This is a genomic window from Sphingobium ummariense RL-3, assembly GCF_000447205.1.
Lineage (GTDB): Bacteria > Pseudomonadota > Alphaproteobacteria > Sphingomonadales > Sphingomonadaceae > Sphingobium > Sphingobium ummariense.
Window position 1 is genome coordinate 1 of the sequence record NZ_AUWY01000074.1, and the last position, 13542, is coordinate 13542.

The window sequence follows — 13542 nt, forward strand, 5'->3', positions numbered from 1 at the left end:
GGGGCTTCGCGGTGGTCGCCGTGCTGGCGCTGGCAACGGTGACGCTGGTCGGCCTCCATGCGCCGCGCGACCGGGGCGATCCGGCCGCCAGCCCGATGCGCGAGCTGACCGCATTGCAGCGGCCGCAGGTCTGGCTGACGCTGCTGACCGGTGCGATCGGCTTCGGCGGGCTGTTCGCGGTCTACACCTATGTCGCCTCGACCATGATCGAGGTCACGCATGTATCCGAATCCTATGTGCCGCTGGTGCTGTCGATCTTCGGCGTCGGGCTGACGCTGGGCAACCTCGCCTCCGCATGGCTGGCCGACCGGTCGCTGCCGCGCACCGTGATCGGGCTGCTGCTGTGGAATGTGGTGGTGCTGGCGCTCTTCCCGTTGATGGCGGGCAATCTCTGGACGCTGGCCCTGATCATCTTCCTGATCGGCGCCGGGGGTGGGCTTGGCACGCCGATCCAGGCGCGGCTGATGGACGTGGCGGGCGAGGCGCAGACGCTTGCCGCCGCGCTGCATCACAGCGCCTTCAACATCGCCAATGCGCTGGGGCCGTGGCTGGGCGGGCTATCTATCGCGGCCGGATTTGGCCTGGTGTCGACGGGGTGGATCGGCAGCGCGCTCGCGCTTGGCGGGCTTGGCGTTTTCCTGCTGTCGCTGGCACTGGAACGGCGCACCGCGCGGCTCGCCGTGGTTCCCTGCGAATAAAGCCGCTTTCCGGCCGGCCACGGCACCGGTAAGGCAGCGGGGATGATGGACGGGACAAGGGAAGAGGCGCTGCGGGTCGCCGCGATGGACGCCTTGAGGCGTGGCGACGCCGTGCTGGCGCGCGCGACGCTGAGGGAGATGGCGGAACCGCCGGCGATGTTGCTGGCGCAGGCCTGCAACCGGGCGGGCGACCTGGACGGCGAGCAGGAGGCGCTGCGCCGCATCCTCGACAACGAGCCGCGCAACTTGCCCGCGCTGCTTGCCATGGGGCAGAACATGCTGCGCCGGGGCGACGAGCGGACGGCGGCGGTCTGGTTCCGCTCCGCCCTGGCACAGGCAGCCGCGACCGGCGCGCCGCCCGCGATCCAGCCCCTGCTGGAGCAAGCGCGCGCTCTGGTGGACAAGGCGAGCCGCCATTTCGAGGACCATCTGTCGGCCGTGATCGGCGAGGTTTCCGCCCTGCCCCGGCTGCGGCACGCGACCGACCTGATGCTGGACCGGACGAGCCTGTACCTGCAGCAGCCAAGCATGTTCTACTTTCCGGGCCTGCCGCAACGCGCCTTCTACGAGCGATCGGAGTTCGCCTGGGTGCCGGAGGTCGAGGCGATGACCGCCGACATCGCGGCGGAACTGGCGGCGGTGCGCGCCGACGATGCGGATTTCGATCCCTATGTGCAGACGCCGCGGGACCGGCCGGCGCCGAACAATGCGCTGCGCGACGATCCGTCCTGGGGCGCCTTCTACTTCTGGCAGGGCGGCAGGCGGGTCGAAGACCATGCCGCGCGTTGCCCGGCGGTGATGGCGGCGCTGGCGAAGGCGCCGATGCCCATCATCGACGCGCGGTCGCCGATGGCGCTGTGGTCGCTGCTGAAGCCGGGGACGCATATCGCGCCGCATCACGGGCTGCTGAACACCCGGCTGATCTGCCACTTGCCGCTGGTCGTGTCGGAGGAGGGCGCGCTGCGCGTCGGCAGCGAGACGCGGGCGTGGACGCCCGGAGAGATGCTGATCTTCGACGACAGCATCGAGCATGAGGCATGGAACCGGGGGACGCGGACGCGCGTGGTGCTGCTGTTCGAGATCTGGCGGCCTGAGATCCGCGAAGAGGAACGCGAAGCGCTGGCCCGGCTGTTCGAGGCGATCGACCTTTTCGGAGCCGGCGCGGTGGATACGGGCGGATAGGGCTTCCCCTGCCCCGCCGGTGCCGGTATCAGCGGCGCAAAGGGAGGGGATGACGGGCGCTTTTCATCACGGATCGTCATGCCGCCACTCCCCCCGCCCCCGCCCCGTCCGCACAGCCTGGCCGAAGACGGCTATGCCATCGCAATCGGTTGCGCCTTCATCGCCATGGGGCTGATGCTGCTGAAGCAGGCCAATCTGGTGACCGGGGGCATGGCCGGGATCGCGCTGCTGCTGTCCTACCTGATCCCCTATCCCCCCGCCGCGCTGTTCCTGGCGATCAACATCCCCTTCTTCCTGTTTGCCGGGCGGGCCATGGGTGTGGCCTTCGGGCTCAAGACCCTGTTCGCCAATATCGCGATCCTGGCGCTGGGCCTCGCCATGCCGATGGCGCTGGAGGTGGCGCGGGTCAGCCCCTTCTTCGCGGCGCTGTTCGGCGGGTCGATCATCGGCTTCGGCATCCTTGCCATCGCGCGCCATGGCGCGGGCGTCGGCGGGCTGGGCGTGGTTGCGCTGATCCTGCAGACGCGCAGGGGCTGGAACGCGGGGCGCACGCAGATGGCGGGGGACGCGGTGATCCTGCTCGCGTCGCTGCCGCTGCTCAGCCTCAACCGCTTCGGCCTGTCGATCCTGTCAGCGGCGGCGATCAACGCGGTGCTGATCGTGAACCACCGGCCGGGGCGGTATATCGGGCATTGATCGGCAGCTCCGCCGCGCTCATTCGCAGAGCGGTTCGTCCCGCGCGTCGCGAGCGCGCAGGGCGGAGGCGGCGTCGTTGCCGATGCGGGGGAAGCTGACGCCCTCGAGCGATCCCCGACCTTCGCACAGGGCGGCGCATTTCATGTCGACCACGCCGGGCAGCGCCACCTGGTCGCCATCATATTGCGCGACGATGATGCAACGGTCCGCCCGTTCGAAGCTGAGGATCAGCTTGTCGCCCGCGCGACGCGCATGGCCCCTGCCCCGGCAGTTCTGGTCCTCGCCGAACATTGCCTGCGCACCGAAGCGGAACGCGCCCTTCCCGTCGGGCATGATGCAGAGCATGTCGCGTCCCGCTTCATGGCTGCGCTGGTAGAGACCGACGGGGGAAGTCCGGCCGGTGTCGGCGATCACGCCGGTTTCTATGGCCGCGCGCTCGAGCCCGGACGCGGAGGGAGAAGCGCCGCCGTCCCGCGCGGTCCCGTCCGTGACGGGGCTGCGCTGGCAGGCGGCGAGCAGGAGGAGGACGGCGAGGCTAGTCCGCCGCATCGACCGGCGACAATCCCTCTATCCCGACGCGGCGGTAGAAGCAGGACCGTGCGCCGGTATGGCAGGTGGGCCCGGCAGGCACCGCCTTCACCCAGACCGCGTCCTGATCGCAGTCGATACGGATGTCGCGCACCTCCAGCATATGGCCGGAGCTTTCACCCTTCTTCCACAGCGCCTGCCGGCTGCGCGACCAGAAATGCGCGAAGCCCGTGCCGACGGTGAGGGCCAGCGCCTGCGCGTTCATATGCGCGACCATCAGCACATCGCCCTGCTCCGCATCGGTGACGACGGCGGTCAGCAAGCCATCCGCATCATATTTGGGGTTGAAGGTCAGGCCCTGGTCGCGATCATCGGTCATGGCGGTCGCTATAGAGGGCAAAGCGGGTTCTGCGAAGTCCCCGCCGCCCCGAGGAAGCCCGTGCGCTTTTTTGCCATGCTGTTGCATCTTTGCGACAACTGCGCGTCAATCGCGCTTGCCCTTGCCCACGCCGCTGCATAGCGTCCCGCGCAATCCAGAAGAAAGAAAAGCGGAGCGGATGCAGGGCCATCATCAAAGGGGCTCTTCCATGTCGTTGAACATTATTGCACATTCCGTTTCGCGAAGCGCCCTGGCGCTCTCGCTCGCCGCGCTGACGCAGATCGCGCCGGGCGCCACCCATGCCCAGACCGCGCCGGTCGAAGCCGAGGGGTTGGGCGACATCGTCGTCACCGCGTCGCGCCGGGAAGAACTGGCCAAGGACGTGCCGGTCGCCGTCACCGCGATCGCGGGAGACGAGCTCGACACGCTGAATAGCAGCGGTCTCGACATCCGCTTCCTCGCCGCGCGCACGCCGAGCCTGCAGGTCGAAAGCTCCTTCGGCCGCACCTTCCCGCGCTTCTATATCCGGGGCCTGGGCAACACCGATTTCGATCCCAACGCGGCGCAGCCCGTCTCCGTCGTCTATGACGACGTCGCGCTGGAAAATCCCATGCTGAAGTCCTTCCCGGTCTTCGACCTGGCCAGCGTCGAAGTGCTTCGCGGGCCGCAGGGCACGCTGTTCGGCCGCAATACTCCGGCGGGCGTCATCAAGCTGAGCTCCGCCGCGCCGACCGATCATTTCACCGGCTATGCCAGCGCATCCTGGGCGACGTACAACACCGTCAACCTGGAAGGCGCGCTGAGCGGGCCGATCGGCGACGGCTGGTCGTTCCGCCTTTCGGGCCTGCTGCAGCGGCGCGATGACTGGGTGAAGAACGACGCCACGAACGGCTTCGCCAATGACGAGCTGGAAGGCTATCGCGATGCCGCCGGCCGGTTCCAGATCGCCTATGAATCGGGCGAGTTCAAGGCAGTACTGAACGCCCATTATCGCGACCTCGACGGCAGCCCGCGCGTATTCCGCGCCAATATCTTCCAGCCGGGCAGCAACCATTTCGTCGAAGGATTCGACAAGGATCATGTCAGCCTGGACGGCTATACCAGCCAGTCGCTGGAACAGGGCGGCGGCAGCCTGCGCATGCAGGTCCATCTCGACGGGCTGGGCACGGTGTTCTGGACCACCGGCTTCGAGAAGGCGAAGGTGGAGAGCACCGGCGATATCGACGGCGGATCCTGCTATCCCTATACCGGCTGCACAGCGGGCGCGATCAACGTCGGCAGCTTCGACGTCAACACCGGCGGCGTGACCCGGCCGGAGGAATTCAGCCAGGAAATCCGCTTTGCCACCGACGACATGAACGGCGTGCGCATCCAGGGCGGCGGCTATTTCTTCCATCAGCGGCTGAAATATTCCGAATATGCCTATGACCTGGGCGGTGCGCGGATCAGCAGCATCCTGCACAACAACACCAACGAGAATTTCGGCCTGTTCCTGTCCGGCGAGGCAAAGGTGACGCCGGAGCTGACGCTGCGCGGCGGCCTGCGCTATTCGCATGACGACAAGCGCGACACGATCACGCTCGACCCGGCGCTGGCCGCGAGCAGCATCGCGTCGCAGCTGATCGGCGTGACGCTGCCGCTCAGCAACACGGCGCAGGGCAACAACGTGTCCTGGGACGCGAGCGCGACCTATGCCATCAGCCCACAGGTAAACGTCTATGCCCGCGTCGCGACCGGCTATCTCGGCCCGGCAATCCAGGATCGCGTCACCTTCTTCAGCGTGCCTTCGGTCGCGAAGAAGCAGACGACGATCTCCTATGAAGCCGGCGTCAAGGGCGCCTTTTCCGACACGCTCCGCTTTGACCTGACCGGCTATTATTACCAGACCGACGATCTGCAGCTTACCGCCGTGGGCGGCGTGGGCAATTCGGCGCGGCTGATCAACGTCGACAAGGCGGTGGGTTACGGCCTGGAGGCCGAGTTCGAGGCGCAACCGATCCCGCAGCTGACCTTCACTGCGGGCGGCAGCTACAACTTCACCGAGATTCGCGACGATGCCGCCTTCGTGGCGACCTGCGGATCGGGCATGTGCACGCCGACCGGGCGGACCTTCGTCGACGGCGGGACGACCTATGCCTATCTGGATGGCGAGGACCTGCCGCAGGCGCCGCGCTATGTCGCCAATGCGACGCTGCGCTACGGCATTCCGGTCGGCGATGCGGGCGAAATCTTCGCCTATACCGACTGGGCCTATCGCAGCAGCATCAAATATTTCCTCTATTCGGCCAAGGAGTTCCGCGGCCGGGCGCTGTTGGAGGGCGGCCTGAAGATCGGCTACAAGTCTAACCACGGCTATGAGGTGGCGGCGTTCGCCCGCAACATCACCAACCAGATCCGGTCGATCAGCGCGATCGACTTCAACAACCTGACGGGCATGATCAACGAGCCCCGGATCATCGGCGGGTCGTTCAAGGCAAGCTTCTGATTCGGTCCGAGGTTTTGGGCGGCGGTCCATTCTGGGCCGCCGTTCAGGATGGCCTTTGGCTATTCGCGCATCCTCCCCTGTAAGGGGGGGCACGCATGGTGGAAGGGTGTCGCGCTCTCGATAGCGGGACACCCACCGTCAGGCGCTACGCGCCTGCCACCTCCCCTGCCAGGGGAGGATGAAAGAATGGGTTCTGGGAGCCACCATCAAAGGGCATCGCACCGAGGTCGCATCAAGGAATTTGGTGGAGCCTAGCGGGATCGAACCGCTGACCTCCTGCATGCCATGCAGGCGCTCTCCCAGCTGAGCTAAGGCCCCATCCTGCCGCGCGGAAAGCCGGCGCCGGCTGATCGGATATCGATGTGGATGGTGGAGCCTAGCGGGATCGAACCGCTGACCTCCTGCATGCCATGCAGGCGCTCTCCCAGCTGAGCTAAGGCCCCGTGTCCATCAAGTGGCGCCGCCTTGGGCAGCGGCGCCGTGGGAGCGCTGCGTCTAGTGCGCAGCGACTCCCTTGGCAAGTGCAAAAATCGGACTAGCTGTCGTCGCCTTCGTCGTCGCCGCCGGCGTCGACGCCCAGGTCGTCGTCGCCGCCCAGATCGACGTCATTGTCCGGCGAATCGCCGTCGTCATCGACGTCCAGATCCAGATCCAGATCGTCGTCCGCCGTCTCCAGCTCGCCGTCCGCGGTCTCGATGACCTTCTTGGGCGCTTCCTCATAGGGGAGCGGCTGCTTCGACTTGAGCACCGGCTCCGGCTCCCAGGCCGTGCCGCAATTGATGCAGGTCACCGGGTCGTCCTTGCCCAGGTCGTAGAAGCGCGTGGCGCATTTCGGGCAGGTACGCTTCGTGCCCCATTCAGCCTTGACCATGTCCGGCCTTGTCCTTCTCGACTAACAAACAGAAATCACGCGGCGCGACAGGGTCGCCCGCGAAGCGTCGGGCGCCTTGCCATAGCGCAGCCGCGCTGTCAAAAGCCGCACGCATTTTTTGTTCCCGCACCGGATAAACCGTGACCGCTCATTCCGATCAGCCCGAGCCCATGACCTTCACCCCCGCCCCTCCTTTGTCGGGTCATGCCGCGGTGCCGGGTGATAAGAGCATATCCCACCGTTCGCTGATGCTGTCCGCGCTCGCCGTGGGCGAAAGCCGGGTCGAAGGGCTGCTGGAGGGCGAGGATGTTCTCGCCACCGCCGCGGCGATGCGCGCCATGGGCGCCGACATCGAGCGCGACGCGGACGGGATCTGGCATGTCCATGGCGTCGGCGTGGGGGGGCTGCTCCAGCCGCAGACGGCGCTCGACATGGGCAATAGCGGCACCTCCACCCGGTTGCTGATGGGCCTGGTCGCCAGCCATGCCATCACCGCGACCTTCACGGGCGACGCATCGCTGAGCAAGCGGCCGATGGCGCGCGTGACCGAGCCGCTGTCGCGGATGGGAGCGAGCTTCACGGCGAGCCCGGGCGATCGCCTGCCGCTTACCATGCGCGGCGCCTGCCCGGCGGTTCCGCTCGACTATCGCCTGCCGGTCGCGTCGGCACAGGTGAAGTCGGCCATCCTGCTAGCCGGGCTCAACGCGCCCGGGATCACCCGCATCGTCGAGCCGGTGCCGACGCGAGACCATAGCGAGCGGATGCTGAAGGGCTTCGGCGCGGAACTGGAAGTGGCAGTCGAGGGGGATGGAACGCGGATCATCACCCTGACGGGCGAAGCCGAGCTCAAGCCGCAGTCGATCATCGTGCCGGGCGACCCCTCCTCCGCCGCCTTCCCGATGGTGGCGGCGCTGCTGGTGCCGGGATCGCGCGTCACCATCGCCAATGTGGGGTTGAACACCACCCGTGCCGGCCTGATCGACCTGTTGCGGGAGATGGGCGGCGACATCGTGGTGGAAAACCCCCGCGAGGTGGGCGGCGAGCCGGTCGGCGACCTGCTCGTTACCGCCTCCGCCTTGAAGGGCGTGGAGCCCGATCCCGCCCGCGCGCCCAGCATGATCGACGAATATCCGGTCGCCTTCGTTGCCGCCGCGCTGGCCGAGGGACGCAGCATATTCCGCGGGCTGGAGGAACTGCGCGTCAAGGAATCGGACCGCATCGCCACCATGGCGGCGGGCCTGCGCGCCATCGGCGTTGCGGTCGAGGAACTGGAGGACGGCATCGTCATCGAAGGCAGCGGCGGCGCCCCACTGGCCGGTGGAGGGCCGGTCGCGACGAAGCTGGACCACCGGATCGCGATGAGCTTCGCCGTCGCCGGCCTGGTTTCGCGGGATGGCGTGACGATCGACGACATGCGTCCTGTAGCGACCAGCTTCCCCGGCTTCACCGCCCTGCTGCGGTCGCTGGGCGCGTTGCCGTGACGCTGGATCTGGCCAATATCGTCGGCCTGGTCGGCAGCGCATTGATGATGATCGCCTATGCCTACAGCAACATGGCACACACGATCAACTTCACGCTGTTCAATTTGCTGAACCTCGTCGGATCGCTGCTGCTGATCGGATCGCTGACGGTTCATTTCAACATAGCGTCGATGGCGCTGGAGATCGTCTGGGCGGCGATCGCCTTGTTCGGGCTCGCCAAGGCGGCGTGGAAAGGGAAGGCATCCTGATGATCATCGCTGTCGACGGGCCAGCCGCATCCGGCAAGGGCACCATCGCCAAGGCGCTGGGCCGCCATTACGGCCTGCCGGTGCTGGACACCGGGCTGCTTTATCGCGCGGTGGGACTGTCCGTGCTCAAGCAGGGCGGCGATCCCGACCTGGAGGCCGACGCGCTGGCCGCCTGCGACTTCGGCGACGACATCCTTACCGACCCGGCGCTGCGCAGCGAGGCGGTGGGGTCGCTCGCGTCCCGCGTGTCCGTCCACCAGAGCGTGCGGCAGGCGCTGGTGCAGCGCCAGCGCGACTTCGCAACCCAGCCGGGCGGGGCGATCCTGGACGGGCGCGACATTGCGACGGTGATCGCGCCCGATGCCGACGCCAAGATCTTCGTGACGGCCAGCGTCCATGTCCGCGCCGAGCGGCGCTATAGGGATGGCCTGGCGCAGGGCGGCCATCCGGACATGGACAGCCTGATCGCCGACATCCAGGCCCGGGACATCCGGGACATGAGCCGGGACCATGCGCCGTTGAAAATGGCGGAAGGGGCGGACTTGCTAGATACCAGCGATTTGACTATAGAGCGCGCCATCCAGCAGGCGATCGCGCTCGTGGATGCCCAGCTTGAAGGTCGCCGGCAAGGTTGACCCGTCAAGGCGTGCGGAGTTTCCGTGCGCCCTTTTCGCTTTTCAAGAACCGGCGTCCCTTAGCCCTTCGTTTCGCGGATGCCCGGGCGGCATGGGGCCGTGCGGGCTGTTTGGCCAAAGACCATCGGACACAACCGGTTGGCCAGCAATGACGAACGAAGGAAGACTTAATGGCCTCTACGGCATTCCCCTCGCGCGACGATTTCGCCGCGCTCCTCAATGACTCGCTCGGTGGCGAGGACGGCGGCTTCGAGGGCCGCGTCGTCAAGGGCACCGTAACCGGCATCGAAAACGACATGGCGCTGATCGACGTCGGCCTGAAGAGCGAGGGCCGCGTGCCGCTGCGCGAATTCGCCGCGCCGGGCCAGAAGGCTGACCTGAAGGTCGGCGACGAAGTCGAAGTCTATGTCGACCGCGTCGAGAACGCCCATGGCGAAGCGATGCTGTCGCGCGACCGCGCCCGCCGCGAAGCCGCGTGGGACAAGCTGGAATCCGAATTCACCGAAAACGCCCGCGTCGAAGGCGTCATCTTCGGTCGCGTCAAGGGCGGCTTCACCGTCGATCTGGACGGTGCCGTGGCGTTCCTGCCCGGCAGCCAGGTGGACATCCGCCCCGTGCGCGACGTCACCCCGCTGATGGACATTCCGCAGCCCTTCCAGATCCTCAAGATGGATCGCCGCCGCGGCAACATCGTCGTGTCGCGCCGCGCCATCCTGGAAGAGACCCGCGCCGAGCAGCGCAGCGGCCTGATCCAGACCCTGCACGAAGGCCAGATCATCGAGGGCGTCGTCAAGAACATCACCGATTACGGTGCGTTCGTCGACCTGGGCGGCATCGACGGCCTGCTGCACGTCACCGACCTCAGCTACAAGCGCATCAACCACCCGAACGAGATGATCAACATCGGCGACACCGTTCGCGTTCAGATCATCCGCATCAACCGCGACACGCAGCGCATCTCGCTCGGCATGAAGCAGCTTGAGAGCGATCCGTGGGAAGGCGCCTCCGCCAAGTATCCGGTCGGCGCGAAGCTGTCGGGCCGCGTCACCAACATCACCGAATATGGCGCCTTCGTGGAGCTGGAGCCGGGCATCGAGGGCCTGGTCCACGTGTCCGAGATGTCCTGGACCAAGAAGAACGTCCACCCCGGCAAGATCGTGTCGACCAGCCAGGAGGTCGAGGTCATCGTTCTCGAGGTCGATCCGGAGAAGCGCCGCATCAGCCTGGGCCTCAAGCAGGCGCAGAACAACCCCTGGGACAGCTTCGCCGAGCGTCACCCGGTCGGCTCGGTGGTCGAGGGCGAGGTCAAGAACGCGACCGAGTTCGGCCTGTTCATCGGCCTGGACGGCGACGTCGACGGTATGGTGCACATGTCCGACATCGCCTGGGGCATTTCGGGCGAGGACGCGCTGGCGCTGCACCGCAAGGGCGAGACCGTCCAGGCGATCGTTCTCGACATCGACGTCGAGAAGGAGCGCATCAGCCTGGGCATGAAGCAGCTTGAGCGCGGAGCCCCGGCGGCCGGCGGTTCGACTGCTTCGTCGGGCCTGAACAAGAACCAGACCGTCACCGTCACCGTCCTGGAAGTCCGCGATGGCGGCCTGGAAGTCCAGGCCGGCGAGGATGGCGCCACCGGCTTCATCAAGCGCAGCGACCTTGGCCGCGACCGCGACGAGCAACGTCCGGAGCGTTTCCAGGTCGGCCAGAAGTTCGACGCACTGGTGACCGGCTTCGATCGGGCCAAGAAGCCGACCTTCTCCGTCAAGGCGCTGCAGATTGCCGAGGAGAAGCAGGCGGTCGCGCAGTACGGATCGTCCGACAGCGGCGCGTCGCTGGGCGATATCCTGGGCGAAGCGCTGAAGGCGAAGAGCGAAGGCTAAACGCTTCGAATGTGCCAAAATGGAACCCGCCGGGGCAATGCCCCGGCGGGTTTTCCTTTATTTATCGGGATCGTTAGCCCGCAGGCCGATTGTCAATAGCCTGCATTTTCATTATGCCGTTATTCAGTACACCAGAAGGGGGCGCTGGAGGACTGATGATCCGTTCTGAACTGATCCAGAAGTTGGCAGAGGAAAATCCGGAACTCAGCCTTCAGGAAGTGGAAAAGATCGTCGATCTTTTCTTCAAGGAAATTGTCGATCGCCTGGCGTCGGGCGGACGGGTCGAGCTGCGCGGCTTCGGCGCGTTCACGACCCGCGCACGCGAAGCCAGGACCGGCCGAAACCCCCGTACCGGTGAGCAGGTGCCGGTATCGGCCAAGCGCGTGCCCTATTTCAAGCCCGGCAAGGAAATGCGCGAGCGCCTGAACGTCAAGTCCTAGGTTCGATCCTCCGCTTGACCTGCGTCGCCCGAGCCGTCAGGGACAGGGCCCTGAGCGGACGTGGCGAAATCGGTAGACGCAGCGGACTTAAAATCCGTTTTCCCCTGGAAGTGCGGGTTCAAGTCCCGCCGTCCGCACCATATGGCCTGTTTGCGGTAGCCGGTAGGGCTGATTTTTTTGTAATTTTCTTTCTCCCATGCTGGCTATTTGCCATCCTTGCCGCAATGATGGGGCATGGCCGGAACGATCAACACGCAAAGCTTCAGTGACTCGCTGGTGATCCTGGGGGCCGCTGGACTGGTCATTCCCGGTTTCGCACGGTTTCGCATCAGCCCGGTGATCGGGTTCATCCTGGTGGGACTGGCGGTCGGCCCGTCCGGCCTGGGGGCACTGGTGAGCCAGTATCCCTGGCTTTATCACGTCACGATATCCAACCAGGCGGCAATCGAGCCGTTCGCGGAACTGGGCGTCATATTGCTGCTGTTCTCGATCGGGCTGGAACTGAGCTTCCGACGATTGTGGAGCATGCGCACGCAGGTCTTCGGCGTCGGTGCGGCCGAACTGATCGGCAGCGGATTACTGATCGCTGCGGGGCTCTATCTTCTGGGGCAGCCGACGGCCGGGGCCATCGGTCTGGGACTGGCGCTGGCACTGTCCTCGACGGCCGTGGTGCTGCCCATGGTCGGCACGCAGAGCGCGGTAGGCAGGGCCGCCTTCTCCATGCTGCTGTTCGAGGATCTGGCGCTGGTGCCGATCATCTTCATGCTGGGCGCGCTCGCGCCGTCCGTGGCGGCGAGCCCGGACGGGGCCTGGCACGAGTTGGTCAGCACATTGCTGAGGGGCGGGATCACCATTGCGGTGATGCTCGTGCTCGGCCGCTTCTTCCTGCCGCATATCTTCAGCCAGGCCGCGCGGACCAAGAGCCCTGAAGTGTTCCTGGCCGCCAGCCTGCTCGTCGTGATCATCTCCAGCCTCGCCACGTCTATCGCGGGCCTGTCGCCGATCGTGGGCGCGCTGCTCGCGGGGCTGCTGATCGCGGAGACCGACTATCATGGTGAAGTCGAGGTGATGACGGCGCCGTTCAAGGGCCTTGCGCTCGGCGTCTTCCTGATCACCGTGGGCATGAGCCTGGATATCCGGGTCATCCTGGCCAACTGGCCCAGCCTGCTGCTGGCGGTCATGGGCGTCGTCATCGTCAAGACGCTGGTGACGGCGCTGCTGCTTTACATCTCGGGCGCGCGCAAGGGGCTGGCGCTGGAAGTGGGCGTGCTGATGTCCAGCCCGTCCGAGACCACGCTGATCGTGCTGTCCGCCGCCGCGGCGGCGCAACTGATCCTGCCGTCCACCGCCGCCTTCTGGCAGATCGTGACCGCGATCGGCCTCACCATCACGCCGGTGCTGGCGAAGATCGGCCATGACATAGCCCGGCGTTTGGAAATGGCGCTGGGCGAGGAACGCGTGGAAGCGGGCGAGGAGCAGACCGAGGCGGCAGCCGTCGTCATCGGCTTCGGCCGCGTCGGCCATATGGTCTGCGACCTGCTCAAGACCCACAACCAACGCTACATCGTCGTGGAATCGGACCCCGATGCCGTGGCGGAGGCGCGGCGGAACGGATATCCGATCCTCTTCGGCGACGTCGCTCGGACGGAAATGCTCGACAAGCTGCGGCTGGGCCACGCACGCGCGCTGATCCTGACCATGGACGACCCGGTGCTGTCGGTGCGCGTGACGAAGCGGGTGCGCGGCTGGGTGCCGGACCTGCCCATCATCGCCCGCGCCCGCGACACGGACCATGCGGCCCAGCTCTACAAAGCCGGCGCCAGCGATGCAGTACCCGAAACGCTGGAAAGCTCGCTGCAGCTGGCCGAGACCGCGCTGGTCGACCTGGGCGTTGCGATGGGGCCGGTGATCGCCTCCATCCACCAGATGCGCGAAGATCTGCGCATGGGGATCAAGGACGCGGCGCACCTGGAACAGACGCCCAAGCTGCGACGGCTGCGGCCGGACGAAGTGGGATAG

13 protein-coding genes and 3 tRNA genes are annotated in these 13542 nt (G+C 66.4%); 11 read left to right on the plus strand and 5 right to left on the minus strand.

Going from position 1 to position 13542, the window contains the following annotated elements:
• The 3 genes from M529_RS34770 to M529_RS34780 all read left to right on the plus strand — a co-directional run.
• Nucleotides 1-698: MFS transporter (locus M529_RS34770; RefSeq protein WP_021317858.1), on the plus strand; the 698-nt coding region annotated here is incomplete at its 5' end.
• Nucleotides 699-740: 42 nt separating this feature from the next.
• Entirely contained in the window at nt 741-1880 is a 1140-nt protein-coding gene (locus M529_RS34775; RefSeq protein WP_021317859.1) for an aspartyl/asparaginyl beta-hydroxylase domain-containing protein, read from the plus strand.
• Between the two features lie 78 nt (nt 1881-1958).
• On the plus strand, nt 1959-2576 hold the full coding sequence (locus M529_RS34780; RefSeq protein WP_021317860.1) for a YitT family protein: 618 nt from the start codon (nt 1959-1961) through the stop codon (nt 2574-2576).
• An 18-nt stretch (nt 2577-2594) separates the two neighbouring features.
• On the opposite strand, the gene M529_RS34785 is transcribed toward M529_RS34780, so the two are convergent.
• Complete coding sequence (locus tag M529_RS34785; RefSeq protein ID WP_021317861.1) at nt 2595-3125, minus strand: hypothetical protein; 531 nt, start codon at nt 3123-3125, stop codon at nt 2595-2597.
• Complete coding sequence (hisI, locus tag M529_RS34790; protein WP_021317862.1) at nt 3112-3483, minus strand: phosphoribosyl-AMP cyclohydrolase; 372 nt, start codon at nt 3481-3483, stop codon at nt 3112-3114. The genes M529_RS34785 and hisI overlap by 14 nt, the downstream gene beginning before the upstream one ends.
• Nucleotides 3484-3691: 208 nt before the next feature.
• Here hisI and M529_RS34795 point away from each other — a divergent pair, with 208 nt between their 5' ends.
• Nucleotides 3692-5968, plus strand: coding sequence for a TonB-dependent receptor (locus M529_RS34795; RefSeq protein ID WP_021317863.1), 2277 nt, complete (start codon nt 3692-3694; stop codon nt 5966-5968).
• Nucleotides 5969-6210: 242 nt separating this feature from the next.
• Here M529_RS34795 and M529_RS34800 read toward each other — a convergent pair.
• The 3 genes from M529_RS34800 to M529_RS34810 all read right to left on the minus strand — a co-directional run bounded on the left by M529_RS34800 (nt 6211) and on the right by M529_RS34810 (nt 6839).
• Nucleotides 6211-6286: transfer RNA gene (locus tag M529_RS34800), tRNA-Ala, on the minus strand.
• 49 nt (nt 6287-6335) lie between these two features.
• Nucleotides 6336-6411 (minus strand) — tRNA-Ala (locus M529_RS34805).
• A 92-nt stretch (nt 6412-6503) separates the two neighbouring features.
• Nucleotides 6504-6839: a TIGR02300 family protein gene (locus M529_RS34810; RefSeq protein ID WP_021317864.1), complete on the minus strand. Its 336-nt coding sequence runs from the start codon at nt 6837-6839 to the stop codon at nt 6504-6506.
• Between the two features lie 140 nt (nt 6840-6979).
• Here M529_RS34810 and aroA point away from each other — a divergent pair, with 140 nt between their 5' ends.
• From aroA to M529_RS34845, 7 genes are all read left to right on the plus strand, one after another.
• Nucleotides 6980-8320, plus strand: coding sequence for a 3-phosphoshikimate 1-carboxyvinyltransferase (gene aroA, locus M529_RS34815; protein ID WP_040600682.1), 1341 nt, complete (start codon nt 6980-6982; stop codon nt 8318-8320).
• A complete protein-coding gene (locus tag M529_RS34820) occupies nt 8317-8568 on the plus strand; it encodes a CBU_0592 family membrane protein (RefSeq protein WP_021317866.1) in 252 nt (83 codons plus the stop codon). Before aroA ends, M529_RS34820 begins: the two co-directional genes overlap by 4 nt.
• Entirely contained in the window at nt 8568-9203 is a 636-nt protein-coding gene (gene cmk / locus M529_RS34825) for a (d)CMP kinase (protein ID WP_021317867.1), read from the plus strand. Before M529_RS34820 ends, cmk begins: the two co-directional genes overlap by 1 nt.
• 170 nt (nt 9204-9373) lie before the next feature.
• On the plus strand, nt 9374-11083 hold the full coding sequence (gene rpsA, locus M529_RS34830; protein WP_021317868.1) for a 30S ribosomal protein S1: 1710 nt from the start codon (nt 9374-9376) through the stop codon (nt 11081-11083).
• Nucleotides 11084-11238: 155 nt separating this feature from the next.
• The gene (locus M529_RS34835) at nt 11239-11523 is read left to right on the plus strand and encodes an integration host factor subunit beta (protein WP_021317869.1); all 285 of its coding nucleotides are present in this window, start codon (nt 11239-11241) and stop codon (nt 11521-11523) included.
• Nucleotides 11524-11577: 54 nt separating this feature from the next.
• Nucleotides 11578-11663: transfer RNA gene (locus tag M529_RS34840), tRNA-Leu, on the plus strand.
• A 94-nt stretch (nt 11664-11757) separates the two neighbouring features.
• Nucleotides 11758-13542, plus strand: coding sequence for a cation:proton antiporter domain-containing protein (locus M529_RS34845; protein WP_021317870.1), 1785 nt, complete (start codon nt 11758-11760; stop codon nt 13540-13542).

Excerpts from the sequence above, each read along its gene's own strand:
- M529_RS34775 (WP_021317859.1), top strand. The coding sequence starts at position 741 with ATGATGGACGGGACAAGGGAAGAGGCGCTGCGGGTCGCCGCGATGGAC.
- M529_RS34780 (WP_021317860.1), top strand. The coding sequence starts at position 1,959 with ATGCCGCCACTCCCCCCGCCCCCGCCCCGTCCGCACAGCCTGGCCGAA.
- M529_RS34785 (WP_021317861.1), bottom strand. The coding sequence starts at position 3,125 with ATGCGGCGGACTAGCCTCGCCGTCCTCCTCCTGCTCGCCGCCTGCCAG.
- hisI (WP_021317862.1), bottom strand. The coding sequence starts at position 3,483 with ATGACCGATGATCGCGACCAGGGCCTGACCTTCAACCCCAAATATGAT.
- M529_RS34795 (WP_021317863.1), top strand. The coding sequence starts at position 3,692 with ATGTCGTTGAACATTATTGCACATTCCGTTTCGCGAAGCGCCCTGGCG.
- M529_RS34810 (WP_021317864.1), bottom strand. The coding sequence starts at position 6,839 with ATGGTCAAGGCTGAATGGGGCACGAAGCGTACCTGCCCGAAATGCGCC.
- cmk (WP_021317867.1), top strand. The coding sequence starts at position 8,568 with ATGATCATCGCTGTCGACGGGCCAGCCGCATCCGGCAAGGGCACCATC.
- rpsA (WP_021317868.1), top strand. The coding sequence starts at position 9,374 with ATGGCCTCTACGGCATTCCCCTCGCGCGACGATTTCGCCGCGCTCCTC.
- M529_RS34835 (WP_021317869.1), top strand. The coding sequence starts at position 11,239 with ATGATCCGTTCTGAACTGATCCAGAAGTTGGCAGAGGAAAATCCGGAA.
- M529_RS34845 (WP_021317870.1), top strand. The coding sequence starts at position 11,758 with ATGGCCGGAACGATCAACACGCAAAGCTTCAGTGACTCGCTGGTGATC.